General features: G+C 53.1%; 10 protein-coding genes. 8 read left to right on the top strand and 2 right to left on the bottom strand.

What is annotated here, in order from left to right; translation table 11 throughout:
- Positions 1-459 precede the first annotated feature (459 nt).
- Positions 460-678: a hypothetical protein gene (locus tag ABD843_RS09295; RefSeq protein ID WP_345081939.1), complete on the bottom strand. Its 219-nt coding sequence runs from the start codon at positions 676-678 to the stop codon at positions 460-462.
- A gap of 51 nt (positions 679-729) precedes the next feature.
- A complete protein-coding gene (locus ABD843_RS09290) occupies positions 730-2,577 on the bottom strand; it encodes a 2-oxoacid:acceptor oxidoreductase subunit alpha (protein ID WP_345081936.1) in 1,848 nt (615 codons plus the stop codon).
- A gap of 203 nt (positions 2,578-2,780) precedes the next feature.
- Here ABD843_RS09290 and ABD843_RS09285 point away from each other — a divergent pair, with 203 nt between their 5' ends.
- From ABD843_RS09285 to uvrB, 8 genes are all read left to right on the top strand, one after another.
- Positions 2,781-3,260 (top strand): hypothetical protein, encoded by a 480-nt coding sequence (locus tag ABD843_RS09285; RefSeq protein ID WP_345081933.1) that lies wholly within the window; start codon positions 2,781-2,783, stop codon positions 3,258-3,260.
- Between the two features lie 97 nt (positions 3,261-3,357).
- The gene (gene clpX / locus ABD843_RS09280) at positions 3,358-4,614 is read left to right on the top strand and encodes an ATP-dependent Clp protease ATP-binding subunit ClpX (RefSeq protein WP_345081930.1); all 1,257 of its coding nucleotides are present in this window, start codon (positions 3,358-3,360) and stop codon (positions 4,612-4,614) included.
- Between the two features lie 94 nt (positions 4,615-4,708).
- Positions 4,709-4,888 carry a hypothetical protein gene (locus ABD843_RS09275; RefSeq protein WP_345081927.1) on the top strand — a complete coding sequence of 60 codons (180 nt, stop codon included), beginning with the start codon at positions 4,709-4,711 and terminating at the stop codon, positions 4,886-4,888.
- 96 nt (positions 4,889-4,984) lie between these two features.
- Entirely contained in the window at positions 4,985-5,173 is a 189-nt protein-coding gene (rpmI, locus tag ABD843_RS09270; RefSeq protein ID WP_425575714.1) for a 50S ribosomal protein L35, read from the top strand.
- Between the two features lie 91 nt (positions 5,174-5,264).
- Positions 5,265-5,609, top strand: coding sequence for a 50S ribosomal protein L20 (rplT, locus tag ABD843_RS09265; RefSeq protein WP_345081921.1), 345 nt, complete (start codon positions 5,265-5,267; stop codon positions 5,607-5,609).
- 223 nt (positions 5,610-5,832) lie between these two features.
- Positions 5,833-6,576, top strand: a complete 744-nt coding sequence (locus tag ABD843_RS09260; RefSeq protein WP_345081918.1) for an electron transfer flavoprotein subunit beta/FixA family protein — start codon at positions 5,833-5,835, stop codon at positions 6,574-6,576.
- Between the two features lie 71 nt (positions 6,577-6,647).
- Positions 6,648-7,625 (top strand): electron transfer flavoprotein subunit alpha/FixB family protein, encoded by a 978-nt coding sequence (locus tag ABD843_RS09255; RefSeq protein WP_345081915.1) that lies wholly within the window; start codon positions 6,648-6,650, stop codon positions 7,623-7,625.
- A 126-nt stretch (positions 7,626-7,751) separates the two neighbouring features.
- Positions 7,752-9,782: an excinuclease ABC subunit UvrB gene (uvrB, locus tag ABD843_RS09250; protein ID WP_345081912.1), complete on the top strand. Its 2,031-nt coding sequence runs from the start codon at positions 7,752-7,754 to the stop codon at positions 9,780-9,782.
- The last annotated feature ends 3 nt before the right edge of the window (positions 9,783-9,785 follow it).

The following is a 9,785-nucleotide window of genomic DNA, read 5'->3' as shown; positions in this document are numbered from 1 at the left end:
CGTTGAGCTTTCAAATATGAAAGAAATGGTTATACAAAGAAAGGCAAACTTTCGAACACTTATGGTCGCCATCCGGCACCAGGTCTATATACCTCTGGAAGTAAGCATTGTATTCAGATGGATGTGGGCGTTGCATAAAAGCAGTTATTTAATAGAGCGGATGATCTTTTTTACTGTATTACTATCGATGCTCTCCATTTCAGACTTATCATATATCGTTAGTAGGTAGACCCTTTCATGCTTAGTGATAATATATGTTATCACGCGTGCTCCTCCGCTCTTTCCTCTGCCTTTACTTGTTATGTCCAGCCTTATCTTGTATGTATCGTTACCGAGAGGTGTGCCGGCAAATGGTTATCACTTAGCTGTTCATTAAGGCGGGCCAAATCCTTTTTCAAAGATGGGTATTTGCCGCTAAGGCGTTTAGCTTCTTTCTTGAATCGCTCGGCGGGTATGATGCTATAGCTCATTCAGGAAATCTGAAAGTGTCTGTTTACGTCCCTTACCCTTCTCCATTACGGCCACTTCCTGCATGGCCTCTGTAAGGTCAGATCTCAGTTTTAAGGCCTGTTCATAATGTCTGAGCTTTTTCACGATCTTTTCCCAGTCCGATACAGGCAGCATCACCGAAACAGGGTTACCCTTTACATCGCTCACATATTGTAATGCCAATTTCATACACCGTAAAGTTACGACCTATTCCCCACACACCAACTACCTGCGCCTTACTTACCCTAGCAGCTCACCTATGGCCGTCACCAGCTCGGTACGCGTTATAGGTGTACCTTTTATCTTGTTGAAGGCTATGGCATCTACCAGGTACTTGTCGCGGATGATCTTTATCAGCTGGCCGTTGTTTATCTCCGGTATCAGCACATGCTTGTAGCTGCGCAGCATATCGCCCAGGTTGCGGGGGAAGGGGCGTATATGCCTCAGGTGGGCGTGCGCTACGCTCTTGCCCTGTGCCTGCAGCTCCATCACAGCGCTCTTTATGGCTCCATATGTCGAGCCCCAGCCTAGTACCAGCACATCGCCGCTCTCGGGGCCGCTGTCCAGTGTCTGCACGGGTATATGGTCGGCTATCATCTCTACCTTGGCCTCGCGGGTCTTCACCATGTGCTGGTGGTTGTCGGGGTCATAAGATATATTGCCGGTCACGTCCTCTTTTTCCAGGCCGCCTATGCGGTGTTCCAGGCCGGGCGTACCGGGTACGGCCCATGGGCGCACCAGTTTTTCGTCGCGTTTATAAGGCAGGTATTTCGCCTCGCCTTCGGCCAGTTCTTTTTTAAAGGTCACAGATATCGTCTTCAGGTCTGCGCTCTTAGGGAAGCGCCAGGGTTCTGCACCATTGGCTATATAGCCATCGCTCAGGAATATCACAGGCGTCATATGCTCTACCGCAATGCGTACCGCCTCGTACACCGCCTCAAAGCAGTCGCTCGGTGTCGATGCCGATATCACGGGCATGGGGCATTCGCCGTTGCGGCCATAGTAGGCCTGCAGCAGGTCGCTCTGCTCTGTCTTGGTGGGCAGGCCCGTGCTGGGGCCTCCGCGCTGTATGTCCACTATCACCAGTGGTATCTCCAGCATCACTGCCAGGCCCATGGCCTCGGCCTTCAGCGCCATACCCGGGCCCGATGTAGTGGTCACACCCAGGCTACCGCCATACGCTGCGCCTATGGCCGCCGTTATGGCCGCTATCTCGTCCTCGGCCTGGAAGGTGCGCACCCCGAAGTTCTTGTGGCGCGACAGCTCATGCAGTATGTCTGATGCCGGGGTTATAGGGTATGTACCCAGGAACATGGGCAGGCTGCTCTTCTCTGCAGCCGCTATCAGGCCATAGGCCAGGGCCACATTCCCTGTTATGTTGCGGTACACACCTGCGGGCAGCTTAGCCTTCTCTACCTTGTAGCGCGATGTGAATGCCTCTGTGGTATCGCCATAGTTGTAGCCTGCCTGCAATGCCTTTATATTGCTTTCCAGTATCTCTGCCCGCTTGCCGAATTTATCGTGCAGGAAGGAGAATGTGCTCGTCAGGTCGCGGTCGTACAGCCAGTACAGAAAGCCCAGTACGAACATGTTCTTCGCCCTGTCCTTCTCTTTCACACCCATCTGTATCTCTTTCAGCGCCTCACGGGTCAGCTTGGTGATGTCCATCTTGTGTACATCATAGCCGCGCAGCGAGTCGTTCTCCAGCGGGTTCACACCATCGGCATAGTTGGCCAAGCGCAGGTTCTTGGTATCAAAACCATCTGTATCTACTATTATGATGCCTCCCGGTTTCAGTGCTTTCAGGTTCACCTTCAGTGCAGCGGCGTTCATGGCCACCAGCACATCGCAGTTGTCGCCGGGGGTATATATCTTGTTGCTGGAGAAATGTAGCTGAAACCCGCTCACCCCCGGTACGGTACCCTGTGGGGCGCGTATCTCGGCCGGAAAATCGGGGAACGTAGAGAGGTCATTGCCTATCAGGGCACTATTGTTGGTGAACTGGCTGCCTGTGAGCTGCATACCATCGCCGCTATCGCCTGCGAACTTGATGACCACATCTTCTACGATCTGTACCGGAACTGACATAATATAATATAAAAATGGGTGCAAAGGTACGGGTTTTTAAGGTCGCAGGGATATAATAGGGTGTAATGATATGCCAGGTAAAGTACCCCCGCCTTTTCATTACATTTGAAGAATAAAGATCCGTAACACTGTTTATGCCCGGCGAGCTGCAAGGAATACTGGCAATTGTGGGTGGCCTTCTGGTCATTCAGTTCGTTATGAATATGAGGGACAAAAAGAGGTGGAAAAAAGAAGCCGAGACACGTTTTCAGACCCGAATGAGGGAGCATTTCGAAACACCCTTCCTTCCCGGCGACCCCGTGCAGTGCAAAATGCTGCTGCAGTACATGGAAGGCAAAAGGCTGGTGATCCTGGTGATACGCAAGGACAATGCTGTATCCCGATACAATGGGATAGAGCAGTATACCCCCTTCTATGTGCCCGAGGCCGATGTGGTGGCACTGGCCATAGAGCTGCGACAGCTTGCAGAGCCCCTGCTCGCCACAGCCGCACCCACCAATGGCCAGCTACTACCCGCCAATGATATGGTAGCCCTCTACTGGCAGGTGCGAGATAAATGGGTATACCATACATTGCCCAGGGCCGCTGCACTGGCCCACCCGGTATGGCAACAGATACTGGCAACAGAAAAAGCCCTTGCGAGCGCTTATGACGAGAAGCGGCACCTGTATGAGCGGGTATAAGGACCGCGCGCACCGGCCATTCCCTGCAGAGGGTTACGGCTCATCCTTTCTTTTCCGTACCTTTGCCCACTTAAATACATAATTACGCTTATACTCAATGGCCAAGCTTACTGAAAAAAGGTGCTCTTTCTGCGACCGTGGCGAAACGGATGTAAATATTCTTTTCACAGGCATAAAAGGCAATATCTGCGACCAGTGCATCGAAAATGCCCATGCCCTGCTCATAGAGGCCACCGGCGACAAGCAGCCGGCAGAGGCCGCTATGAACAAGCTGCCCGATATACAGAAGAACAAGCTGTATAAGCCCCGCGAGGTGAAAGCCTTTCTCGACCAGTATGTAATAGGCCAGGACGATGCCAAAAAGGTACTCTCTGTGGCCATATACAACCACTACAAGCGCCTGGCCATGCCCAAGACCGATGAGGTGGAGATAGAGAAGTCCAACATAATGATGGTGGGCGAGACCGGCACCGGCAAGACCCTGCTGGCCAAGACCATAGCCCGCCTGCTGCAGGTGCCCTTCGCTATAGTGGATGCCACGGTATTCACCGAGGCCGGCTATGTGGGCGAGGACGTGGAGAGCATACTGAGCCGCCTGCTGCAGGCCAGCAATTACGATGTGGCCGCTGCAGAGCGTGGTATAGTATACATAGACGAGATAGATAAGATAGGCCGCAAGGGCGATAACCCGTCCATAACCCGCGATGTGAGCGGCGAGGGCGTACAGCAGGCCATGCTGAAGCTGCTGGAAGGCAGCGAAGTGATGGTGCCCCCGCAGGGCGGCCGCAAGCACCCCGAGCAGAAGATGATAAAGGTGAACACGCAGAACATACTGTTCATATGCGGTGGCGCCTTTGAGGGTATAGACAAGATGATAGCCCGCCGCATACAGACCAGCGCCATAGGCTACAATGCCATAAAGGCATCGAAAGAAGTAGACCGTGCCAACCTGCTGCAGTATGTGAATGCGCAGGACCTCCGCACCTTCGGCCTCATACCCGAACTGCTGGGCCGCCTGCCTGTGGTCACTTACCTCAACCCATTGGATGCTACATCGCTGAAGGCCATCCTTACCGAGCCGAAGAATGCGCTGGTGAAGCAGTACAAAAAACTGTTCGAATACGAAGGCATAAAGCTCACCGTGGCCGACGAGGCGCTGGACTACATGGTACAGAAGGCCGTGCAGTACAAGCTGGGTGGCCGCGGACTGCGCGCCATATGCGAGATGATACTCACCGATGCCATGTTCGATATGCCATCAGAGCAGCACGATGGCACCTTCCACCTCACGCTCGATTATGCGCGGCAAATGATAGAACATTCCAAGCTGGCACAGATGAGGCCCGCAGCATAAAAATGTGATAATGTGGTAAATGCGTTAATGCGACAATTAGTTAAAAGGTCAATTGGTCATTAAGTACCTCCATTGGTCAAAAAAAGATACGATTATGCAGGAGCTGATAAAACTACTGAAAGAAAAAGCAGGCCTTACCGACGAGCAGGCCCAGAAGACCGTACAGGTCATGCGCCAGTTCCTGGATGGAAAAGTGCCCGCCATGTTCCGTGGCGTGGTGGATAAGTTCTTTGCCGATACCCCAAAGAGCGGCGAAGAGGATATACTCGGTTAATAAAAGGATGAACAAAAAATAAAAATAACACGACAACGGTATTGAATTCAAATATTTACTTACCTTTGCCGTCCAAATTTGAATACCATGCCAAAAATGAAGACGCACTCTCGTGCTAAAAAGACGTTCAGGGTAACAGGTACAGGCAAGATACGCAGGTATAAGGCTTTCAAGAGCCACCTTCTTACAAAGAAGTCGAAGACCCGCAAGCGCCACCTGCGCATACACGGTCTGGTGCACCCAAGCAACGCACGCCTTGTGAAGAAAATGCTGGTAATGGCCTAAGCCACACCCGGTAGCGATAAATAAAAACCGATCCTTAATAAAAAAAATAGCTCTCTGTTGTTGTGACGGCGAGCACAAAAAAAAATAAGTTATGCCACGTTCCGTAAATGCAGTTGCATCACGCGCGAGAAGAAAGAAAATACTGAAAGGAGCTAAAGGCTTCTACGGTAAACGTAAGAACGTCTATACCGTAGCCAAGAACGTCCTTGAAAAAGGCCTTGGTTACAAATATGTAGGCCGCAAGCTGAAGAAGCGCGACTACCGCTCTCTGTGGATAGTGCGTATCAACGCAGCAGTACGCGAAGAGGGCATGAGCTACTCTCAGTTCATACACAAGCTGAACGAGAAAGGCCTGGACCTGAACCGCAAAGTACTGGCCGACCTCGCCATGAACGAGCCCGAGTCGTTCAAGAGCCTGGTAGCACAGGTAAAGTAAGATAATACCTCATTCATAACGGATAGCCGACACCCATACTGGTGTCGGCTATTTGTGTTTTTGTACTGCAAACTCGCTGGTACTGCACCCTCCCGGCCAACCCACATCCGTAACAGGGCAATACCGGGGTGGACGATACATAATTTTTGCTACCTTTGCACTCCGTTAGAGGGCCCATTTCCCGGCCCTCAGCATCTTATCCTTTTTTTGAATCGTACCGTATATGAAGATATTAGTTTGTTTATGCCCGGTTCCGGACACTACTACCAAGATCGCCTTCAGCGATAACAATACCACATTCAATACTGCAGGTGTTACCTTCATCATCAATCCATACGATGAGTGGTATTCGCTGGTGCGCGCGCTGGAACTGAAAGAGGCCGGCACCGCTACCGCCGTACACCTGGTAACAGTAGGCAAGGCCGATGCCGAGCCTGTCATCCGCAAGGCGCTGGCCCTGGGTGGCGATGAGGCCATACGCATAGACACCGACAGCAACGACCCCTATGTGGTAGCTGCGCAGATAGCCGAGTTCGCTAAAAGCGAAGGCTACGACATGGTGCTTTGCGGCAAAGAGTCTATAGACTACAACAACGGTACCGTAGGCGCCATGCTGGCCGAGCTGCTGGACATGAACTACCTGGGCTTTGTAAGCAAGATAGACGTAGCCGGCAAGACCGTTACCGTAAAGCGCGAGATAGATGGCGGCGAAGAGACCGATGCCTGCGATATGCCACTGGTCATATCCTGCCAGAAGGGCGTAGCCGAAGCGCGCATACCTAATATGCGCGGTATAATGGCTGCACGCACCAAGCCGCTGAAGGTAGTGGCCCCGGCTGCTATAGAAAACCTTAGCGCCATAGTATCTTACGAAATGCCACCTGCCAAAACAGGCGTGAAGATGATAGCCACCGACAATATGGACGAGCTGGTGAACCTGCTGCACACCGAGGCAAAGGTGATATAATGTGCGCATGAGGAAATGTGGGGGTGTTCCCCTCCGATCTTGAACTTTAAAAAATATTTTGACCTTATATTATGTCAGTAATAGTATTGGCGGAACATGCACAGGGTGCATTCAAGAAGAAATCGCAGGAGGCCGTACAGTATGCCTCGCGCATAGCTGCTGCCATGGGCACTACGGTAACGGCCGTGGCCGCAGGCAACATTAGCGCCGACGAGCTGCGCACACTGGGCGCATATGGCGCACAGAAGGTATTGCATGTAGCCGATGCAAGGCTCGACGACCTGAACTCGCGCGCCTACAGCCGCATGCTGGTAACAGCAGCACAGCAGGAGGGCGCAAAAGTGATAATATGCCTGCACGATACCACCGGCAAGGCTGTGGCCCCGCGTGTAGCGGCCCGCCTGAAGGCAGGTATGGTAGGTGGCGCCGTCGCCGACCCCGTTATGAGCAATGGCTTCACAGTAAAGAAGAGCGTGTTCTCGGGCAAGGCGTTCGCCAACGTCAGCATCACCAGTGATGTGAAAGTGATCACCCTTATGCCCAATACCTTTGGTGTGAAGAAGGGCGAGGGCGATGCTACCGTAGAAAGCCTCAGCGTAGCCTTCGATGCCGCCGACTTTGGCGTAGCCGTGAAGGAAGTGAGCAAGGCCAGCGGCAGTGTACCACTGTCAGAGGCCGAGCTGGTAGTGAGCGGTGGCCGTGGCCTGAAAGGCCCCGAGAACTGGGGTCTTATAGAGAACCTGGCCGCAGAGCTGGGCGCTGCCACAGCATGCTCCCGCCCCGTAGCCGATAGCCACTGGCGTCCGCACCACGAGCATGTGGGCCAGACAGGCGGCACCATACGCCCCAACCTGTATATAGCTGCCGGTATATCGGGCGCTATACAGCACCTGGCGGGTGTCAATGGTTCCAAGACCATAGTGGTCATCAACAAAGACCCCGAAGCGCCATTCTTCAAGGCCGCCGACTATGGCGTACTGGGCGATGTGTTCGAGGTACTGCCCCGCCTTACCGATGCGGTAAAGAAGTGGAAAGCAGCACATTCCTAAACAATGACAGACGATATATGATACAGCAGCCCGGGAGACCGGGCTGTTTCTTTTGATATTATCATATCCACAAATTTCCTGCCCGTCCTGCCGCCGCTGGTTTTTGCGTAATTTTACTGTAGCGATATGAAGTTCACTATAGATAGCCAGTACAGACCCGCAGGAGACCAGCCCGAGGCCATACGCCAGCTATCGGCAGGTATCTTCAGTGGCGAGCAGTTCCAGACACTGCTGGGCGTTACGGGATCGGGCAAGACCTTTACTGTGGCCAATGTGATACAGGAGACGCAGAAGCCTACGCTGGTGCTGACGCACAACAAGACACTGGTGGCACAGCTATATGGCGAATTCCGCAGCTTCTTCCCCAATAATGCGGTGGAATACTTCGTGTCTTACTACGACTACTACCAGCCCGAGGCCTACCTGCCAGTGACCAATACCTACATAGAGAAGGACCTGTCTATAAACGAAGAGCTGGAGAAGCTGCGCCTGCGCGCTACCACCAGCCTGCTCAGTGGCCGCAGCGATATAATAGTAGTGGCATCGGTATCGTGCATATATGGTATAGGCAACCCTACCGAGTATGCCAACAGCATCATCCGCTTTCGCCGGGGCGATAATATGGGGCGCAATCATTTTCTGCACAGGCTGGTGAGTTCGCTATACAACCGCAGCCAGGGCGACTTCACACGCGGTTCCTTCCGCGTGAACGGCGATACCGTAGATATCAACCTGCCCTATGTGGACTTTGGCTACCGCATCACCTTCTTTGGCGACGAGATAGAAGAGATAGAGAGCTTCGAGCCCGATACCGGCAAGCGCATAGGCACCATGGACAGCGCCGCCATTTTCCCTGCCAACCTGTATGTAGCGCCCAGCGGGCAGATGCAGCAGATCATTCACGAGATACAGGACGAAATGACGGCCCAGGAGAACTACTTCAAAAGCCAGGGCAAATTCATAGAGGCGCAGCGCATACGCGAGCGTGTGAGTTATGACCTGGAAATGATACAGGAGCTAGGTTATTGCAGCGGCATAGAGAACTACTCCCGCTTCTTGGATAGACGCCAACCGGGTACACGCCCCTTCTGCCTGCTGGACTATTTCCCCGATGACTACCTGCTGGTGATAGACGAAAGCCATGTGACCATTCCGCAGATAAGCGGTATGTATGGTGGCGACCGCTCTCGCAAGATGAACCTTGTGGACTTCGGCTTCCGCCTGCCATCGGCGCTGGATAACAGGCCACTTAATTTCTACGAGTTCGAGGGGCTTCTATCGAAGGTGATATTCGTAAGCGCTACGCCGGGTAAGTACGAGCTGGAAAGAAGCGGCGGCGTGGTGGTAGAACAGATAGTACGCCCTACAGGCCTTATAGAGCCGCCCATAGAGGTGCGCCCGGGCATAAACCAGGTAGACGACCTGCTGGACGAGATAGACAAACGCGTAGGCCATGGCGACCGCGTACTGGTGACAACCCTCACCAAGCGCATGGCCGAGGAAATGGACAAATACCTGAAGCGCATCAATATAAAGTCGAAATACATACACTCTGAGGTAGATACACTGGAACGTGTAGAGATACTGCGCGACCTGCGCCTGGGCAATATAGATGTACTGGTAGGTGTGAATCTGCTGCGCGAAGGACTGGACCTGCCCGAGGTATCGCTGATGGCCATACTGGATGCCGATAAGGAAGGCTTCCTGCGCGATGAGCGCTCTCTTACCCAAATGGCCGGCCGCGCTGCCCGCAATGCCAATGGCCTGGTGATATTCTATGCCGATAAGATAACGGAAAGCATGCGCCGCACCATAGAAGAGACCGACCGCCGCCGCGAAAAGCAGATACGCCACAATACCGAGCATGGCATAATACCACAGACCATTCGCAAGTCGGTGCAGGAGATAATGCTACAGGGCTCTGTGCTGGACATAAAGGGCTATAACGAGACCAGCCCATATGCCATAACCGAGACCAACGTACCCATGGCCGCCGAGGGCGCGGCAGAATACCGCACTGTGGCCCAATTGGACAAGCTGATAAGCCAGACCAAAAAAGCCATGGACAAGGCCGCAAAGGACCTGGACTTTATGGAGGCGGCACGCCTGCGCGATGAGCTCTTCCGCCTGCAGAAGGAAAGAGAGGATATGAAGTGATGA

The sequence above is a fragment of the Nemorincola caseinilytica genome (assembly GCF_039540515.1).
GTDB lineage: Bacteria > Bacteroidota > Bacteroidia > Chitinophagales > Chitinophagaceae > Nemorincola > Nemorincola caseinilytica.
The sequence above is the reverse complement of the archived record's forward strand: the minus strand, read 5'-3'. Positions and strand labels throughout refer to the sequence as shown.

Coding starts and splice junctions, on each gene's coding strand:
- ABD843_RS09295 (WP_345081939.1), bottom strand. CDS start 678: ATGAAATTGGCATTACAATATGTGAGCGATGTAAAGGGTAACCCTGTT.
- ABD843_RS09290 (WP_345081936.1), bottom strand. CDS start 2,577: ATGTCAGTTCCGGTACAGATCGTAGAAGATGTGGTCATCAAGTTCGCA.
- ABD843_RS09285 (WP_345081933.1), top strand. CDS start 2,781: ATGAGGGACAAAAAGAGGTGGAAAAAAGAAGCCGAGACACGTTTTCAG.
- clpX (WP_345081930.1), top strand. CDS start 3,358: ATGGCCAAGCTTACTGAAAAAAGGTGCTCTTTCTGCGACCGTGGCGAA.
- ABD843_RS09275 (WP_345081927.1), top strand. CDS start 4,709: ATGCAGGAGCTGATAAAACTACTGAAAGAAAAAGCAGGCCTTACCGAC.
- rpmI (WP_425575714.1), top strand. CDS start 4,985: ATGAAGACGCACTCTCGTGCTAAAAAGACGTTCAGGGTAACAGGTACA.
- rplT (WP_345081921.1), top strand. CDS start 5,265: ATGCCACGTTCCGTAAATGCAGTTGCATCACGCGCGAGAAGAAAGAAA.
- ABD843_RS09260 (WP_345081918.1), top strand. CDS start 5,833: ATGAAGATATTAGTTTGTTTATGCCCGGTTCCGGACACTACTACCAAG.
- ABD843_RS09255 (WP_345081915.1), top strand. CDS start 6,648: ATGTCAGTAATAGTATTGGCGGAACATGCACAGGGTGCATTCAAGAAG.
- uvrB (WP_345081912.1), top strand. CDS start 7,752: ATGAAGTTCACTATAGATAGCCAGTACAGACCCGCAGGAGACCAGCCC.